Here is an 18,087-nt window from a genome sequence, read left to right as displayed (position 1 = left end):
GGTTGGAGAAATCCTGCCCCGCCCTACCCCACGCGCGTTAAACGAAACGCAGACCGTCTTCGCCGCGCTCGATGCGGATGACCTGGTCGCTCTGGAAGGCCCCCCTCAAGATGGACTCGGAGAGGGCGTCGCGCACGTGCCGTGCCATGGTGCGCTTGACCGGGCGCGCACCGAATGCGGGATCGTAAGCCTCTGCCGCGAGCCAGGCCCTTGCCTCGGGCGACAGCTCGAGCCGCAGACGCCGCTCGGCGAGCAGCTTGTTGAGGGCGGTCATCTGCAGGTCCACGATGGCCCCGATCGTCTCGAGGTCGAGGGGGTTGAACACGACCACCTCGTCGATCCGATTCAGGAACTCGGGGCGGAAGTGTCCCCGCAGGGCGCTTTGCACCGCGGCCGTGATCGCTTCGCGCCGGGCGGGCGGATCGGTGAGGGTTTCGGCAGTCTCGAGGATCGCCGCCGCGCCCAGGTTCGAGGTCATGATGAGGACCACGTTCGCGAAGCTCACCGTGCGCCCGGACGAGTCGGTGAGACGGCCATCGTCGAGAAGCGCCAAGAGCACGTTGAACACGTCGGGGTGGGCCTTTTCGACCTCGTCGAGCAGGACGACGGCATAGGGGCGTCGGCGGATGGCCTCGGTCAGCTGCCCGCCTTCTTCGTAGCCCACGTAACCCGGGGGCGCTCCCGTGAGCCGTGCCACCGCGTGCTTCTCCATGTACTCCGACATGTCGATGCGCACGAGCGCGTGTTCGTCGTCGAAAAGAAAGGCCGCGAGGGCCTTCGCCAGCTCTGTCTTCCCCACGCCGGTCGGCCCGAGAAACATGAACGAACCGATGGGCCGGTTCGGATCGGAGAGCCCGGCGCGGCTGCGCTTGATCGCCTTGCCCACCAGCTTGACGGCTTCGTCCTGGCCGATCACGCGGGCGCCGAGGCGCTCGTCGACATTCAGGATCTTGTCGCCCTCGCCTTCGAGGGTACGTGCCACAGGGATGCCGGTCCAGTCCTCCACCACCCGCGCGACGTGAACGGGCTCCACGGCGTCTTCGAGCAAGCGCCCCGCGCGGTGCACCTCTGCAAGGCGGGTGCGGGCGTCGTCGAGCCGCTTCGTGAGATCGGGCAACTCGCCGTGGCGCAGGCGCGCGGCGGCCGCGAGATCACCCCCGTTTTTCGTCGCGCACGGCCTGCTCCTGGGCCGCCTCGAAGGCTGCCGTGGCGGCCCACAGGATCTCGATGGCCTCCTTTTCGAGGGCGAGCCGGTCTTGAAGGCCGGTGAGCTTCACGGCGCTGGCCGCGCGGGCGTCCTCGAGGCGCGTCCGGGTGAGCTCTTTTTGGGGTGAGCCGTCGCGGGCGAGCATGGCGAGCTCCATGTCGAGGGCCTGCACCTCCCGCGCGACGGCGTCGAGTTCGTCGGGGTGACCGTCCAGCTCGAGGCGCAAGCGGCTGGCCGCCTCGTCGAGCAGGTCAAAGGCCTTGTCGGGCAGGGCGCGGGCGCTGATGTAGCGACGGGCCAGTTTCACCGCAGCCTCGAGCGCCGCATCCTGGATCCGGATCTCGTGACGTTGCTCGTAGTGGCGCTTTTGTGCCCGCAACATCGCGAGACAGCGGGCGTCGTCGGGCTCGTCGACCGGCACGGGGGCAAAGCGCCGCTCAAAGGCGGGGTCGGCCTCGATCGACTGGCGGAACTCGTCCGGCGTCGTGGCACCGATGATGGCCACCTCGCCCCGCGCCAACGCGGGTTTGAGCAGGCTGGCTGCGTCGAGGTTGCCGCTGCGACCCCCTCCCACCAGGGTATGCAGTTCGTCGAAGAACAGGAGTACGTCTCCCTGGCTCGCCCGCACCTCGGCCAAGATCCCGCGCACGCGGTCCTCGAAATCGCCCCGAAAACGTGCCCCCGCCACGAGAGCCCCCACATCCATGGCGAAGATCCGCTGGCGTGCAAGACGCGGAGGCACATCGCCTGCCACGATTCGCTGGGCCAGGGCCTCGACGATGGCGGTTTTGCCCACGCCGGGCTCGCCCACCAAAACCGGATTGTTCTTGGTCCTTCGACCCAGAATCTGCAGCACCCGGCGTAGCTCCCGGTCTCGCCCCACCGCGGGGTCCAGCTTGCCCGCCGCGGCCATGGCGGTGAGGTCACGGGCATACTGATCGAGCAGCGGCGTGCTCGTCGGCGCTTGGGCCTCCTGTGCGGCGCCGAGTTTGTCGGCCATGGTGGCGCGTTCGAGCTGGTCGAGGGTCACCTGGGCGCTCTTGAGGGCCCGCGCCGCTGCAGAATCCTCGAGAGGGATTGCCAGCAGCAAATGCCAAGGCTCGACGAGGCCGCCCTCGCGTTCCGCGGCTTCGGCCTGGGCCAGGTCGAAGAGGCGCAGCACCCGCTCCCCGAGGTAGACCGTCGGTGCGTTCACCTTGGGAAATCCGGCCATTACCGGTGTCAGGTGCGCGATGAGTTCGTCCGGTCGACCGCCCGCGCGGGCGAGGATGTCGCGTGTGGCCTCATGCTCGCAAAGTGAGGCCAAGAGGTGCTCGAGCTCGACTTGCTCCTCGCCGCGCCCGCGTGCCAGCCGCTGGGCGCCAACCACCACCTGGCGGGATGCGGGGGACAGAAAATCGAAGCGCACCTTGATGTCCTCCTACCGGGGCCCGTTTGCGAGAGCTCGTGGGCCCACGGCAGGAGCCGTCACCGCCGCGTGGCCTCGATGTACTTGAGACGCAAGTCGTAAAGCAATCCCTCGAGCAGGTCGGCCTCCGCCTTGCTCAGATTGCCCCGGGTCTTTTCCTGCAGCATGGCCAGCACGTCGAGCGTGTGCTTGGCCAGGGGCAGATCAGGCCGTGTTCCCGCGGACTCGACGTGCGGAACCAGGCCGAGGTGCATCAAGGCAGAGCTGCCAAGAGAGATCACCAGCGTCTGGAAATCCACGGGGGGCAGGGACGCCGGACGCTCGGCCCCGTCGGCGGAGCCCCGAGCTGGGAATTCACCGCTGGTCATGGAGGCAATCTACCGCGTCCCTCGGAGGGATCAACGGCCCACCGTGGGCAGCGGCCCTCAAGAGGCTCAGCCGGCCTCGGGGAGGCCCTTTTCGTCGTCGAGGCCTTCGTCTTCGTCTTCGTCTTCGTCCTCTTCGTCCTCTTCGTCCTCTTCGTCGTCGAAGTCCTCGTCCTCGTCCTCATCGTCGAGGTCGGCGGACAGGCTGTCACGACGCCCGTTGCTCACGATGTAGGTCGGGGCCGGCAGGACGGCTGCGATGGGCGTCGGGCTGAAGGGCAGGTCGGCCGGCGGCGGCGCAATCTTGTCCTTCACGTCAGGAAGGGCGCTGTTTCGCTTCTCCAGGTCCTTGACGGAGACCAGACCCTTGCGCAGGTTGCGTTCGAGCGTTCGCTTATCGAACAGGCGTTCCGCTTTGCGATCTTCTTCGCTGGACATGGAGCCTGCTTCGTATCCGAGGCCCTGGGCGAAGTCAAGACGGACGGCCCGGATTCTTCTGCACCGGTGCGTCTAAGGCGCCGGGGCGGACGGTGGCTCAGGCGGCCTGGTCGACGTCTCGACCGGCATCCGCGGTCACGAACACGCCGGTTTGCGCATCCCCGGGTGCCCACTGGGAGATCTCGACGATGGGGCCCCCTTCGATCTCGAGCCCGTCGCCGACCTTCCGAACGGTGGCGGAGGTCGCGTGAACCGACACGTTCACCTGCACGGCCGTCTCGGGGTCGGGGCGCGCCGAAAGCTCCTGCCAGAGGTGCTGGGCGGTGCCGATGGCCTCAGCCCGCATCAAGCGGTCCATGACAGGGTCATTTTCGGGAAGGGGCTTGACCGCTAGAAGGGCCGAGCCGGTCTGAAGCACCATGCTGTACCCGGCGGCGATGAGCGCTGGCTCCGCGATGTCGAGGCAGGTCAGCACGTCGGCCATGGCCAGGTCGTCTGCGGTTTCATCCGTGCGCAGGTCGACAAGAATGCCGACGGCCCTTGCCGCCGGCGGGGCGGACACCTGCGACTCGGCCGTCACCGCGGCCTTGAGCGCGTCGAGGAAGGCGTGCGCCGTCCCGAAGCGCTCCTGGGGCTTTTTCTGCATGGCGCGCAGGACGACAGCGTCGATCTCGGGGGAGACCCGGGCGAACTCGCTCGGTCGGGGGGGCGACGCCTTGAGGTGCATCTGCTCCACTTCGTTGGGATCCGCGGCTGAAAACGGGTTGCGTCCCACGAGGACCCGAAACAGGAGCACCCCCAGCGCGTAGATGTCGGTGGCCGGCGTGATGTCCCCGCCGCGAATCTGTTCGGGCGCCATGGCGCTGGTGGTCCCGATGCGCGAACCGGCAACGGTGAGGCCCGCTCCGGGGTTGTCGGGGTTGAGTGCCTTGGCCACACCGAAGTCGAGCAGCTTCACGGTGGTCTTACCATCCAGGCTTCGTCCCACGTGAACGTTGCTTGCTTTGATGTCGCGGTGAACGAACCCCGCGCGGTGGGCAGCCTCCAGGGCTTCGCAAACCGGCTCGAGAAAAACGAGCGCTTCGGCGGGCGTGTAACGGCCATGCCGTTTGATGGCGCTATCGAGGTCTTGACCCTCGAGGTGCTCCATCACGTAAAAGGGGCGCCCGTCGGGAAGCTGACCGAACTCGAAGACATCCACGATGTTGGGGTGCCGGATCATGTTGATGGCCAGCGCCTCCAGCAAGAAGCGCTTGGCCATCGACGAGCCCGTCTCGGAGAACTCCCGGCGCAGAACCTTGATGGCGACGGGTCGCCCCAAGAGGCTGTGCTTGGCACGGTAAACGCTGCCGCAGCCGCCGTCAGAGATGAGATCGGAGATGACGTAGTTGCCGACCGGCGACCCGGGCGCCAGGTACCCGGACGATGAGTCCTCTTGCGGCGGGACCGCCAAAACGCGCGTTTTTTCGGACTCAGCCACGGTGTGCACCTCCTGTAAGGACGAACCCGTTGCCGGTCCTGAGCCGAAACGAGCTCTGCGAACTCTGTATGTCGAGCGTGTACGTTCGTGGCACGAGCAGGACCCCCGAGACTGGATCTTCGGCAGGGTCGGGCCCGAGGTTGAGACCAAAAGCGCGGGCTCTGCGTGGGAGGTGACCCACTCACCCCGGGGCGCGAAACGATTCCGCGCTCAGTCGCTGAGCGTAACCGCGCGGTTTTTGCCCTCGTGTTTGGCCTCGTAGAGCGCGCGGTCCGAGCGGTCGAAGAGGCCCTCGGGCGTGTCGCCGGGACGGAACGCGGCCACACCCAGGCTGAGGGTGACGCCCACGGACACTCCGTCGGTCTCGACCGACGCAAGGGCCACTGCGGCTCTCATACGCTCGGCCCCCTCTGCGGCGCCCGCGAGAGGTGTGTTGCGCATGACGAGGGCAAACTCTTCGCCGCCGTAGCGAAATACCTCATCCTCACGGCGAGCGCGGGTGTGAAGGATGTCCGCCACCTGCCGGAGCACGAGGTCCCCGGTGCCGTGCCCATACGTGTCGTTGACGCGCTTGAAGTCGTCCACGTCGGCGAGCACCAGGGCGAAGGGTTCGCCGTGCCGCTGGGCAGCGGCGCAGGCCATGGCCAAGCGTTCGTCGAAGTGGCGTCGGTTATAGAGTCCGGTGAGGGGATCCTTAAGCGCTGCCGCAAGCAAGCGCCGCAGGTAGTCTTCCTCTACCGCATCCATGAGTGAGAACTTCAGGACCGTGCGGGCACCCACGCGGATGATCTCGTCGCCGAGGAGCCGCTGGCGCCGGACCGCCTGCGGACCGATGAACGTGCCGTTGCGGCTGTCCATATCCTCGAGCATCACGCTGCCCGCCTTGACGTCGAGCTTCGCGTGCAAGCGCGAGATCCCGTCGTCCTCGAGGGACAGATCGCAGGACTCCGATCGGCCGATGACGAAGCTGCCCTCGAGGGGAAGCTTGATCACGCGGCCCTCATGATCCCCCGTGAGCACGACCAAATAGGGGGCCCGAGGAATGGTGGGAATCGTCGGTGCGGCAGATACGGACTGGGTGCGTTCGACGACCTCGGTCAGCCGTTCGAGCGTGCGCTCTTCCATACACGGCAAGGCGGAGTCCGTCGTCGTCGCCGGGCTCACCATGTTGGGAATGGCGCCCGGGATGAGCGCCTCGGGCACCCTTTCGGGCCCCGGTGTGCTGCGCGTGGGCCGCGCCTTCATTCCGAAATCCTCATGCCTCGTGCGCCTACGTGTACTCGTCGAGGTTTGCCGGTATGTCAGGCCCCATGGCTGGCAGCTCACGCGTTTCGGTGCCGGGCTCGCGCAGCCCGTATTTCCACAGCATGCGGTAAAAGTGTGCGCGATCGACGCCGGACGCCCGGGCCGCGGCGCTGACGTTGCCGTGGTGCCTGGCGAGCTGGCCGTCCAGATAGCGTTGCTCGAACGCGCGCAGGCACACGTCCCGCGCCTCCTTGAGCGGCAGCGAAAGATCCAGGGCAAACTGGTCGAGGGGAATCACCCCGGTGATGTCCATGTCGACGCTGCCGGGCGGGCGAGATTCGCCCAGGGCCACACAGCATTCGATGTGATTGCGCAGTTCACGCACGTTGCCCGGCCAGGGATACCGGGCAAGTTCCCGGTGGAACGCGGGATCCATCATCATGTCGAAGATCTCGCGATCCACGTCCCCGAGCGTCGCGAGGATGTGCTGAATGAGACCCGCCAGATCAGTCGTGCGGGCGCGCAGGGGTGGCAAGGCGGCTGAGACCACTGCCAACCTGAAGAAGAGATCGGAGCGAAACGTCCCCCGTTCCACGTCGCGTTTGAGGTCGCGGTTGGTGGCCGCGAGGATGCGCACGTCCACCGGCTTGTACTCGGTGCTGCCGAGCCGCTTGATATGCCGGCGCTCGAGCGCGCGGAGCAGCTTTGGCTGCAACGAGATGTCGAGTTCCCCGATCTCGTCGAGGAAGACCGTGCCCTGGTGAGCCGCCTCGAAACACCCGGGACGCGCCACCACGGCGCCCGTATAGGCGCCCTTTTCGTGCCCGAACAGTTCGGCCTCCATCAGCTGCGGCGGCAGAGCGCCGCAATCGACCACGATGAAAGGCCCATTGCGCCGTGTGCTGGTCAGGTGGATGGCCTCGGCCACCGCCTCTTTGCCCGTTCCCGTCTCGCCCTGGAGCAAAATGGTTGCGTCCGAGAGAGAGGCGCGCCGCAGACGCTCGAAGACGGCCCTCATGAGGTCCGACGAACCCACGAGCCGATCGAAGGCGGACGCCACGTGGGCACGCCGTTCCGGCGTAAAAGGATAAGTCGAGTATTCCCCCGTTTTCGACACAGGCATTCGTTTCCTTCCGCGCATGAACGGCACCCAGAGCCCCCCTACCCGAGGTGCCGACGGCGCCAAAACCCAACCATGAGCGGACGTCCTGGGTACTCGGAAGAGACGGGCGAAAGCTGAAATGCGGCCGCGAGAACGGGCCCCGTGCGGCCGCGACGCCAAGCGGTGACCGGCACGCGTGGGACCTACATCAAGACTGAATCGAAAGCCGCCGAACGCTTCATGAGAAGAGAGTCTTACCCGGGCAAACACTGCGAGGCCCCACACCTTGCCCTTCGAGACCTACCTAGGAAAAACCAAGGCCAAGCGCGGCGTTCTATTTCACGCCACCGTGCTCATCTCCGTGTTCGCACACGCGGGGGCCTTGGCGTGGGCCACGGTCGAGTCCCTCACCACCGTGGAGGAGCTTCCCGCGCCTTCGGTGAAGCTCAGCTTCCTGCGCGCGCCCACGCTGGCCGCGGCGCCACCGGAACTGAAGGGTGAGCCGGAGGCGTCTGCGGGCGCGCCGGCGGCAGACAAGGGTCCTCCGAGGCATCAGGGACAAAGACCCAACCTGAGGCGTCGCCCCGAGGTACCGCCGCCCTCCGTACCCGAGGAGCGGCCTTCTCCACCCACACCGGTGATCGCGCCCACCGAAGCTGCGGCGCCTCCGGTTGAGCCACGTCCGGAAACGGCTTCTTCGGCAGGCGCAGGCGCCGCGGCGACGGTGGCGGCTGCGGGTCCCGCGGGTGGCGGGGGTCTGGGGCGTGGCGGAGCCGGCACGGGCACCGGGACCGGTGGCGGCGTGCCGGGCGGTACCGGAGCCGCGAGGCCACGCATGCTCCCCGAGGCCCTGGGGCGCTTACAGCGGGTTTCGGGGCAGCCCCCGTCCTTTCCTGCGCATCTAGCGAAAACGGGGGCCTCGTTCGTGGCCATGACCAAGGTCTGTGTGTCGATGAGCGGGGCCGTCGAGTCGGTCGAGTTCGTCAAGCGCGCAGATCCCACGCTCGATGACAGCATCGCCAAGGCCGTCAGGACGTGGCGCTATAAACCGCTCGTCGCTGGCGACACCGCAGTGCCGTTTTGCACCTTCGTGCGCTTCGAGTTCCGCGCCGAGTGACCGGGGAAAACCCAACGACGATCGGGGCCTTTGCCCTGCCGCCGCTCGGTCGTGGGCTGTTAACGCGCCGTGTGTCGGGCCAGGCCTGGGGTGTACGAATTCTCGATTTTTGCCTTTTTTCCCGCACTCTCGCCGCTGTGCACTTTTGAAACAAAAGTGCTCAAGCTGTATCCAGGGGCGTCCGAATGATGCTGAGGGCCATCAGGGTGGCGTTTTCATTTTCTTTGGCGAGGTGACACATGTTTCGATTCGGCAGACCTTTTCTTCTCCTCGGGTTCGCGGCGTTGGTGCCCATGACCGCGTGCGTGGAGACCGACAAGGCCGGGACCCCCACGCTGCTTGCGTTCGATGTCGTGGGCCCCTCGGGCTCGCCTGTGACGAGAGACCCTGACGCGGGCGTGTTTTCGGTTCCACCGCGGGTGTCGTTCAACGCGCTCTTCTCCGAGCTGCTCGATTTCGACCCGCTGGTTGACGTGGACGCGGGCGTGGACAAGCCCGGCGTGGTGTTGATCGAAGCCACCGGAAACCCCACGGCCACCACCGTGTATACGCCCAACGGTGACAGCCAATTCACCCTGATTTACGCGCCCGGTCCGTCGATCAGCGCCCAACCGGTGCCCGGGTTGCCCGCGGGCTCTGCCGTGAAGGTCAGCCTGAACACGGCGATCATGCGCGGGAAAAACGGTGCGCCCTTGGTCGTGGGTCCCAGCGCCGCCCCCGTGCTGACCTTCGTGACGGACGCGTTCATGGTCGTTGGCGAGGAGAGCGAAATGCCCTTCACGGCAGATCACGTTTTCAAGATCACGGCCAACAACCTGCCGGCGGACACCTTCGCCTCGAAGATCTCCGTCAGCGTGAGCGTGGGTACGGTGCCCGTGGCGGGGGTCGAGACCGAGATCACCCCGGACGAATCCGATCCTGCCAGCTTTTCGATAGCGCCGAAGAGCGGCATGTGGCCCGCCGGGGCCTCCGTCGTGGTGACGGTGGCGCAAGACGCGACAGACCTCTTCGGCGTGCCGCTTGGGCAGCTCGTCACCCTGACCTTCCCCGTGGCTGCGCCGTAGCCGCGCGTGTCCCATGACGAATCACACGCGCATGACCGCAAGGAGAGACAGCATGAAATCCTGGATCCAGCGAATTGCTTTTGTGTTGGGTGGGTTGCTGGTGGCGGAGCAAGCCTTCGCACAGTCCACGACCGGCACCCTCTTCGGAAACGTGGTGGACCAAACCACCCAGCTACCCGCCTCCGGAGTGACGGTGATCGCCTCGGGGCCTCAGGGCGACCAGGCGACGCTCACAGGAGATGACGGGTCGTACCAGATCACAGCGCTGCCCGTGGGCGCGTACGTGCTGCAATTTTTCGCCCCCGACGCCACGACACCGGTCGTGACGCCGCCCATCGAGCTGCACGCGGGTGAGTCCCTTCGCGCCAACGGCGTGGTGAACGCGCCGCTGGCGCCGTCGGAGACCATGGTGATCACCCGGAAGCCCGCGCCCGTCGACCTGGGCTCGGCCCGGACGGGGCTCACAATCTCGAGCGAGCTCACCCGGAACCTGCCCTTCGAGCGCACGGTCAACGATCTGCTGACACTCACCCCCGGTGCGTTCTTCGACACCACAGGGAACGTGTCTGTGCTGGGCGCCTCGGGCCTCGAGAACGTGTACGTGGTGGACGGGCTGAACGTGACGGGCATCGAGTTCGGGAGCACGCAGAGCCGGCAAGCCAATAGCCAGGGCGGTACGAATCTGGTGCTCGACTTCATCGACGAGACCTCGGTCAACACGGGTGGTTATGCCGCCGAGTACGGCGGTGCGATGGGCGGCGTGGTCAACGTGGTCACGAAGTCAGGCACAAACGAGTACCGCGGAACGGTGTTCGGGATGTGGACCCCCTCCTCGTTCTACGGAACGCCCAAGGGGGAAAAACGCGTGAGCTCGGTGCTGACCGGCCGGACGGATCCCGGCAACGATCTGAACTTTGGGTTCGAGGTGGGCGGGCCGCTCGTCAAGAACAAGCTGTTCTTCTGGGCGGGCTTTGCCCCACGGCTGGAATCGAGCTCGTTTCAGCGGCAGACCTTGGCTCTCGTCGACGCCGACGGCGACGGTGTCGCCGATGTGGACGAAGAGGGCGAGCTCAGACGCACGCAGCTTGGCGCGCAATCGTGGGACCAGCATCGTCGCATGTACCAGATGGGCGCCAAGCTGACCTTCCTGCCCGAGCCCGATACGCGCCTCAACCTCAGCTTCTTCAGCACGCCCACGCGGTCGCAATCGGTCTACGCCCTGAACAAAACGATCCCGCTGGCCAGCCAAGATCGGTACGCCGGTTTGACGGAGTTCGCCCGTGACAACACGGATCTCCTCTTGTCTGGCACCACTCAGCTTCTCGACCGCAGGTGGCGCATCGACGCCAGCCTCGGCTGGCACCGTGAGTTCTTCCGTCGGGATAGCCCCTACTCGGACATCAACGGGCGCAACTCGATCGAGTACTTTGGCTCGAACCTCTGGACGCTCGAGGGAACTCCAGGTTGTGAACCCCGGATGGTCAACGGCACGATGTTCGATCCCTGCCCCGTCGACATCTACCACGGAGGCGGGTACGGCCAGATCGAGCGCTCGACCGGCGACCGCTTCGCGGGCGATCTGAAATCCACGCATGTATTCGAGGCCGCGGGGCGCCACGAGTTCAAGTACGGTTTGCATGGCGAGCTGAACCGCATGACCCTGCAACGGGGCTTTTCCGGTCCACCTGGGTTCCGCAACGCGATTCAGGACTTCGGGGGCCGGACGCAGGTGTGGAACCTCTTCACCTTGCCGCAAGGGCGTTTCCCTTTCGAGTTCGCCCAGGACGCGAGTCCGCTCACCCAGCCACCTTTTTACAAAGACCAGCTGAACGCGACGGTGCGGAACGTGAGCACCGCGGCCTTCGTTCAGGACAGCTACTCACCCCTGCCGAACCTCAACCTGAACGCAGGGCTTCGCTACGAGCGCCAGAAGCTGTACGACTTCAACGACAACCCCTTCGCAACGCTCGACAACCTCGGGCTGCGCACGGGCGCCATCTATGATCCCACGAACGAAGGCCGGGCGAAGATCTACGGCCACTACGGCCGCTTTTACGAGACCGTTCCGCTGAACCTGGCGGCTCGTTACTTTGGTGGCGAGGGTGTGGCGATCCGCAACTTCGACCCCAGTACCTGTGCCGTACCCCCCTCGCAGTGGACGGGAGCCGGGGGTGAGTGGAACAGTTGCCAGCAGACGGGTGTTTTTGCCGCCAACAACGGCTCGACCTACCCCGTGCAGCCTGGCCTTCGGGGTCAGTTTCATGATGAAGTCATCGGGGGCGCTCAGTGGTCACCGCTCGAGGACTTGCTTGTCGGGTTCAACGTGACCCACCGTTGGGTGGGCAACATCATCGAAGACGGAACGGCGGCGCCCGACTTTACCTTCGTGCTCGCCAACCCCGGCAACATCCCCGGTAGCTCCCTCGAGAAGGCAGACGCCGAAGTGGTGGCCAAGGAGATGGAGCTGGCCGGCGCCACGAACGATGTGGACAAGGAGCGGCTCGAGGCTGAGCTCGGGAATCTTCAAGCCCGCTCTGCCAACCTCAAGGGACTGGCGGTATCGCCCAAGCCCGAGCGGCGCTACACGGGTGTCACCTTCAACGTGAACAAGCGGTTCTCGAACAACTTCTGGATGGACGCGCAGTACACGTACGCCCGGGTGCGCGGAAACTACAACGGCCTTTACGACGCCGATAACTCGTACGCGGCGCCGAACGGCAGCAACTTCTACGACACCCCCGAGCTGGTGCTCAACCGCAAGGGTCCTTTGGCCAACGATCGGCCTCACTCCGGTCGCGTGGCCGGATACTACGAGCACAACGTGGGTCCAGGGCGGCTTCTGGGCGGCCTCATTTTCTCTGCGTTTTCGGGCGTGCCGCGCAACTACATCGGGGCGCTCATCCCCGGCTACCAGGTTGTGTTCCTCTTGCCTCGCGGCTCGGGAGGCCGCACGCCCATGGTGTCTCAGGTGGATCTGAAGCTGTCTTACCGGCAAAACCTGGGCAAAGAGCTGAGCCTCGAGGTCTTCGCCGACTTCTTCAACCTGTTCAACACCCGCACGGCCCTGCTGACGGACGACAACTACACGTTCGACATGGTGGCCCCCATCGTGGGCGGTACGAAGGAAGATCTGGCAGTGGCAAAGAACGTGGGCGGTCAAGCCGTCAACGTGAATCCGAACTTTGGCAACGCGCGGCTCTTTCAGGCGCCGTTCAACGCGCGGATGGGTCTGCGGCTCCTGTTCTAATCGACCCTTGCGGTTCGATGTGAGCCCCGGCGTCTACCTTGCGGTGGAGCCGGGGCTTCGTGTATGTACGCACCAAGTTGGTCGCGGCGCACTTAGCTCACGCCGGGACGAGCGGCCTGCGTGTGATCCCTGCGAGAGGCCGCGGGCTCGGCAAGGTGGGTTCCTTGCACGAGGGACACAGTTCGTTCGCGGCACGCCTGTAGCCGCTCTCGAGACGCGAGACGTACCTGCGAGCCTGCGTCGGCGGCCGGGCGACAAGTGAATGTGCGATGCAGCCACTCCCGACAGAAGCCATCTTCGCCACGAGGCTGCTCCCAAGGCGAAGCTCGTCTTTGGGGACAAGCTGTGCTCCCGGCCCGCGGCAGGAGGGGCGCAGGGCCCCTAGCGAAAGAGCTTGTCGGCCTGGTCGAGCAAGGCAGCCGAGCCCTGGGGCCCCACCATCCAGCCGAGTGAGCGCTCCGAACGGAAGTAAAGGCGCGGCCCACCCCGGAAGGAGGCCACGGCGAGGTCCATCCACCCCATCCGGTCGCGGCCGCTCCAGTATTCCAGCCGGTACCGTACGTTCACGGGACCGGAGGCGGGCAGCTCTTCGGGTCCGAGCGCATCTTCGATCGGGATCGTGAACAGGGCACGGTGCCAGTCCTCGAGGGAGGCGAGGTTCACGGAGAGCTCCGCTTCGGGTGAGAGGTGCGTTTCAGTGCCTTCGGCGCGAAGGGACTTCAACGTGACGGCGGGTTTGCCCACGGGTGTCAGCGCGATCCGGTCGTAGGCGGTCATGGGGAAGTCGTGCACCTCGGCCGGTCCGAGCGCCCGCTCCGAGAAGGTGTTCATGACCACGCGCTGAACCAGGTACGCCCGCCCATCGTCCTCGGAGAGCAAGTACGGTTCCACCGCACCGGGAGGGGGCGGCGCGAGTCGGAACTTGCGTTCGACGCCCCTCACCTTCACCGTGAGCCGGTTCTTGGTTTCGGTGAGTCCGAGGGCCTGGCGGCGCTCGTCAGACACCTTGCCGAGGGCGCGCATCGAACGAAGCGGAGAGAAGAATGCCCAGAGGTCCTTGGCCAGCCGTCCCCCCCGGAGTGTGCGATCGGGGACCCGCTCCGGTGCCATGCCCACCGGGACCCTGCGGTCGCCCCCGGAGACGTGGACCCGCAACTCTCCGGGGCCAGCGGCGGGATCGGGCTCGACCCGGTAGTGTCGCTTGCCGTCGAAGTAGGTGAGGCTCTCGAGATCGCTCGACCGCGCGTCGATGACGATCGCCTCCGCCAGGCTCGCAGAGTCTCCGGCCCGAGACAGAAGAAACGCCACGCCCAGCGCCGTGGCGGCCAGGGCGCCTTGAACGGCGGTACCTCGCCCCGTCATCAGACCGCCTCCTTGCGCTCGGTTGCCGCTGCTTCGGGCGGTCTGCCGGTGTGTTGCGGATTCAGGTGCTCATCGCGGGCGCGCTCGGCGCGACGGCGCCGCGTGAAGAGCGTACCCAAGATCAACACAGAAGCCGGCGGAAGGAAGCTAGTCAGATAAAACCAAGCCAGGTCCTGCTTCTTCGAGTGCGTGAGGGGAACGTCCTCCTCCGAAGCCACCTCGCCCACGATGGTCTCGTCACGCGAAAGCCAGTGCAGGGAGTCGGCAAAAAGTGTGCGGTTGCCGGGGTTCTGCATGGCCACGTCGCCAAACGCGTCGGCGTCGGCCACCACCAGCAGGCGACCGGCCGGCTGAGGATCTGGCAGCGCAAAGGAAACGGCGCTGGCCAGAGTGAACGTGGTCCGCTCCTCGGTGGGGCCGGGCTCGAAGTCCGGTTCGACGTCTGCCCAGGTGTTGGCGTCGCTGAAAATGACAGGCTCGGCGGCGGGCTTGGCGTCAGGCAGGCTCGTGAGCGCACCCGCCCCTATGAACACGACAGGCGCTTGCATGCCGAGCTTGGCCAGGGTCGATACGGACACGTGGGTACCAAAACTCACGGTGGCAACGTTGGCCCGATCCGAGGCCTGTCCCGTACGGCGCCAGTGCACGAGATCGTTGGCCAGGAGGGTGGGCGTGAAGGCCAGCCCCAAGGGAGCCAGGAGCCCCTCGAAACCAAGTCCCACTTCCGGATCCAGCGCCACGAGCACGCTTCCGCCTCGCTGCTGCACATACCTTTGCAGGGCCGCTGCTTCCTCGGGAAGAAACGCCTTCATGGGGCCCATCACCACCACGACCGCGGCGTCCTCGGGGACCTCGGCACCCAGCCCGTGAGCGATGCTGAGCTCGACGACGTCGAAGCCTTCGTCTTCGAGGGTGCGCTCGAGGTGCGAGAGCGTGCTGCGCCGATCGGTGTCGGTCACGGGTTTGAAGACGCGCTCGTCGTGACCTCGCGTGAAATAGACCCGACGCACTGGGCGTGTGACGGTGAGCAGGGTCTTGTTCACCTGTTGGTCCAGCTTCCGCAGCTCCGGCCGCGCTCTTTCGAGTTCGAGGGGTATGCCGATCTGGCGTCGCATGGTGCCCCGTCTCACCACGATGACACCGTTGCCGGTGACCCCGAGCTCTCGCCCCTTGCCGGGGTCGAGCGCGTGATCGTAGCGCTCGATCTTCAGCAAGGGCGATAGATCCTGGAGCTGTCCTACGTAAGCATCGACCTCTCGGGCCACGTCGTTCGTGGGAGGAAAGAAGGTGGTGATGGTCACGGGTTTGTCGAGCGCTTCCACGATCCGGCGGGTGGAATCGCCTGCTTTCGCCGTGCGGAAGTACGAAACGTCCCAGCGTACGTCCGTGATGCGCCCGGTGTAGACGGTGGCGAACGCGAAGACGAGCGCAAACGCCACGCCCACGCCTGCCAGAAGCGAGGTGCGCAGCCGCCCCCGCTCGAACACCGGAGCGCGTCGCATGGAGCGATAAGCCAGCTCGACGAAGAGCACGGGAAGCGACCCGGCGAGCCAGAGCGCCGGCCAAAGCGTCTCGAGGGCTTGATCCAGGGACGGCGCATGTCTGTCGAGCGACGTGCCCAATGTCAGCAGCAAGATCTCCGAAGAGAGCACGTAGGCCACGAGTGAAGCCAGGCCGAGCCCGTAAAGCAACGCGAGCCCCGATTGTCCCGTACGATCCCCAAGACGCGCCCGCGCCAGCGACATGAGTCTCGCGCCGAAGGCGCCCGCCACGGCCACGAAGCCCACGGCGGTGAGGATCCACGCTGTCGTGCCGCTTCCCAGCACGCGCTGCCCCAGGAACATCGCGCCCATGCCGCAGGCATAGACCACGGAGCCCGTTGCGCGGTGGCCTGGTCGCAAGACAGGCGTCAGCGCCATCTGCGGGCCTCCAGGGCACGGATCGCCAAGAACAGAGCCACGTAGCTCACCATCGCGTAGTAGAGCAAGTCCGCAAGACGTATGAGGCCCATCGTGAACGAGGGAAAGTGGCGGTGATAAAGCGCCAGCTCCAGCACGACTTCGTTCATGGGGTAGTCCGTCACCCGGGTGAGCAGCCAGCACGTGAGCAGCAACACCACGAGCACGCCCGAGATGATCGCGGCCAGCACCTGCGTGCGCGCGAGCGCAGAGCCCAAAGTGCCAAGCGCCAAGGTGGCGCTGCCCAGGAGCAAGAGGCCAAGGTAACCTGCCGCCAGGTGACCCCAGGAGATCTTGCCGTGCACCAAGATCAGAAGTGGCATGTAAACCGTGGCCAACGTGATGATGGCCATGAAGGTCAACCCCGAAAGGTACTTGCCCAGCACGATGTCGCGGTCTCTCAAGGGCGACGACGTGAGCAGGACAATCGTGCCGGTTTGTTTCTCCTCGGCCAAGAGGCGCATCGAGATGAGGACGCTCGCGATCATCGTGGTTCCGCTCGAGAAATAAAAGAACTTCGCGAGCACCTCAGAGGACCGTCGGTCCGGTTCACCGAGCGCGAAGGCGTTGAACAAGAGGCCGTCGATGAGGAGGACCAGGGCGAAGATGACGTACCCGCTCTGCGTGCGGAAGTACGCCCCGAGATCGCGGCCCGCGATGGTGAGCACGTTGCTCATGAGACAGTCTCCTCCTTGGCACGGGTGAGCTCGATGAAGATTTTCTCCAGCCGCCCGCGCCCCCGATCCACGCGCAGCACTTGACCTCCGGCGGCCACCACCGTGGCCACGAGCTCGGGCCGCTTTTCGCCTTCGGTGACCACGTGGAGCCTCACGAGGCCGTGTTGTTCGGCCGCCACGTCCACCTGGCACACACCCGCGAGCGTACGCAGCCGCTCGGCCACTTGACCCGCTTCCCCCTGCAGATCGATCTCCACGTCGACCCTCGTGCCCATCGACGAGGCGAGCTCCTCCTCGGTGCCCTGGCGGACGATCTCGCCGGCCTGGATCACGAGCAGGCGGTCGCAGGTCTGTGAGATCTCCGCGAGGATGTGGCTGGAGATGAGCAACGTGTGCTGACCGCGCAGGCTCTTGATGAGGTTGCGCATCTCCACGATTTGTAGAGGGTCGAGCCCGCTCGTGGGTTCGTCGAGGATGAGCAGCGCGGGGTTGTGCACGAGGGCTTGCGCCACGCCCACGCGTTGACGGTAGCCGTGAGATAGGCGTCCCACGAGCTCTTTGTGCTTGTGGACAAGGCCGGTTTTTTCCTCGGCCTCGCCCACGGCCTTCATGGTGCGCCCGCGGGCGACGCCCCGTACGCGCGCCGCGAAGGTGAGGTACTCGCCCACCGTCATCTCGTTGTATAGCGGCGGGGTATCGGGCAAAAACCCGATGCGCTTGCGTATCTCGTGCGGGTGCTGGAGGGCGTCCACGCCGTCCACCACGACGGTGCCGGCGGTGGGTAGCAGGATGCAGCTCAGGATCTTGAGGGTGGTGGTTTTTCCGGCTCCGTTGAGCCCAAGAAAGCCGATCACCGCGCCTTTTTCGATGTCGAAGGCAATGTTGCGGATCGCGGCGTGGTCGCCGTAGTACTTGGTGAGGCCTCGCACCTCGATCATGTGGCCAACCGTCCTCCCGAAAAACCGGTATGTGGTTCGACGGTTCGGAGGGCTGGCTTTAGTCAGGGGGGGCGCAGGGCCGCGGTGCGCACCGCGCGACGGCCCGCGCCCAGGCCACGAGAGGCCGTTCAGTCGGCGTAGTCGTAGACCACGGCGCGCAAGGTGGTGGCCTTGACCACGTTTTCGATGAAGGCCAGGTGTTGCGGGTGCACCTGGTAGGCCAGCTCGGCCGCTTTGTCGTCGACCAACACGTAGAGCCCCACCTGGTAGCTCTGGTCGACCACAGGGCGTTCACTCGGCACCATCTTGCCGCAATGAAAACCGCGGACGCCGGGGATGTCGGCGAGGTATTCACGCATGCCCGCCAGCAGCCGATCGGCGGCATCGGGCACTTCGGGTTTGGTCCAAAAAATCACGACGTGGGAAAGCATCGGCCTAGAGTCGCGAAATCCGATTTCGCCGCCAAGCGAAAAGGCGCG

General features: G+C 65.9%; 13 protein-coding genes and 1 pseudogene. 3 read left to right on the top strand and 11 right to left on the bottom strand.

Features of this window, described 5'->3' with window-relative positions; genetic code table 11:
- Positions 1-37 precede the first annotated feature (37 nt).
- From KA712_13795 to KA712_13770, 6 genes and pseudogenes are all read right to left on the bottom strand, one after another.
- Positions 38-2,615 (bottom strand): annotated as a pseudogene (locus KA712_13795) (AAA family ATPase).
- A gap of 59 nt (positions 2,616-2,674) precedes the next feature.
- Complete coding sequence (locus tag KA712_13790; GenBank protein MCG5054031.1) at positions 2,675-2,983, bottom strand: DUF1844 domain-containing protein; 309 nt, start codon at positions 2,981-2,983, stop codon at positions 2,675-2,677.
- Between the two features lie 66 nt (positions 2,984-3,049).
- Complete coding sequence (locus tag KA712_13785) at positions 3,050-3,418, bottom strand: hypothetical protein (protein ID MCG5054030.1); 369 nt, start codon at positions 3,416-3,418, stop codon at positions 3,050-3,052.
- Positions 3,419-3,515: 97 nt separating this feature from the next.
- Positions 3,516-4,898 carry a serine/threonine protein kinase gene (locus KA712_13780; GenBank protein ID MCG5054029.1) on the bottom strand — a complete coding sequence of 461 codons (1,383 nt, stop codon included), beginning with the start codon at positions 4,896-4,898 and terminating at the stop codon, positions 3,516-3,518.
- Positions 4,899-5,108: 210 nt separating this feature from the next.
- A complete protein-coding gene (locus tag KA712_13775) occupies positions 5,109-6,143 on the bottom strand; it encodes a diguanylate cyclase (GenBank protein ID MCG5054028.1) in 1,035 nt (344 codons plus the stop codon).
- 25 nt (positions 6,144-6,168) lie between these two features.
- Positions 6,169-7,266 (bottom strand): sigma 54-interacting transcriptional regulator, encoded by a 1,098-nt coding sequence (locus tag KA712_13770; protein ID MCG5054027.1) that lies wholly within the window; start codon positions 7,264-7,266, stop codon positions 6,169-6,171.
- Between the two features lie 265 nt (positions 7,267-7,531).
- On the opposite strand from KA712_13770, the gene KA712_13765 reads away from it, so the two are divergent.
- The 3 genes from KA712_13765 (at position 7,532) to KA712_13755 (ending at position 12,673) form a co-directional block, all read left to right on the top strand.
- Positions 7,532-8,362: an energy transducer TonB gene (locus KA712_13765; protein ID MCG5054026.1), complete on the top strand. Its 831-nt coding sequence runs from the start codon at positions 7,532-7,534 to the stop codon at positions 8,360-8,362.
- Positions 8,363-8,601: 239 nt separating this feature from the next.
- Positions 8,602-9,426 (top strand): hypothetical protein, encoded by an 825-nt coding sequence (locus KA712_13760; protein ID MCG5054025.1) that lies wholly within the window; start codon positions 8,602-8,604, stop codon positions 9,424-9,426.
- Between the two features lie 52 nt (positions 9,427-9,478).
- On the top strand, positions 9,479-12,673 hold the full coding sequence (locus KA712_13755) for a TonB-dependent receptor (GenBank protein ID MCG5054024.1): 3,195 nt from the start codon (positions 9,479-9,481) through the stop codon (positions 12,671-12,673).
- Between the two features lie 381 nt (positions 12,674-13,054).
- On the opposite strand, the gene KA712_13750 is transcribed toward KA712_13755, so the two are convergent.
- From KA712_13750 to KA712_13730, 5 genes are all read right to left on the bottom strand, one after another.
- A complete protein-coding gene (locus tag KA712_13750; GenBank protein ID MCG5054023.1) occupies positions 13,055-14,035 on the bottom strand; it encodes a hypothetical protein in 981 nt (326 codons plus the stop codon).
- Entirely contained in the window at positions 14,035-15,954 is a 1,920-nt protein-coding gene (locus tag KA712_13745) for a GldG family protein (GenBank protein ID MCG5054022.1), read from the bottom strand. The genes KA712_13750 and KA712_13745 overlap by 1 nt, the downstream gene beginning before the upstream one ends.
- Positions 15,945-16,670: an ABC transporter permease gene (locus KA712_13740; protein ID MCG5054021.1), complete on the bottom strand. Its 726-nt coding sequence runs from the start codon at positions 16,668-16,670 to the stop codon at positions 15,945-15,947. The genes KA712_13745 and KA712_13740 overlap by 10 nt, the downstream gene beginning before the upstream one ends.
- On the bottom strand, positions 16,667-17,608 hold the full coding sequence (locus tag KA712_13735; protein MCG5054020.1) for an ABC transporter ATP-binding protein: 942 nt from the start codon (positions 17,606-17,608) through the stop codon (positions 16,667-16,669). The genes KA712_13740 and KA712_13735 overlap by 4 nt, the downstream gene beginning before the upstream one ends.
- A 128-nt stretch (positions 17,609-17,736) precedes the next feature.
- Positions 17,737-18,039: a Dabb family protein gene (locus tag KA712_13730; protein ID MCG5054019.1), complete on the bottom strand. Its 303-nt coding sequence runs from the start codon at positions 18,037-18,039 to the stop codon at positions 17,737-17,739.
- Between the last annotated feature and the right edge of the window lie 48 nt (positions 18,040-18,087).

It is taken from the genome of Myxococcales bacterium (genome assembly GCA_022184915.1).
GTDB lineage: Bacteria > Myxococcota_A > Polyangia > Fen-1088 > Fen-1088 > JAGTJU01.
This window is presented reverse-complemented; position numbering and strand designations above follow the sequence as displayed.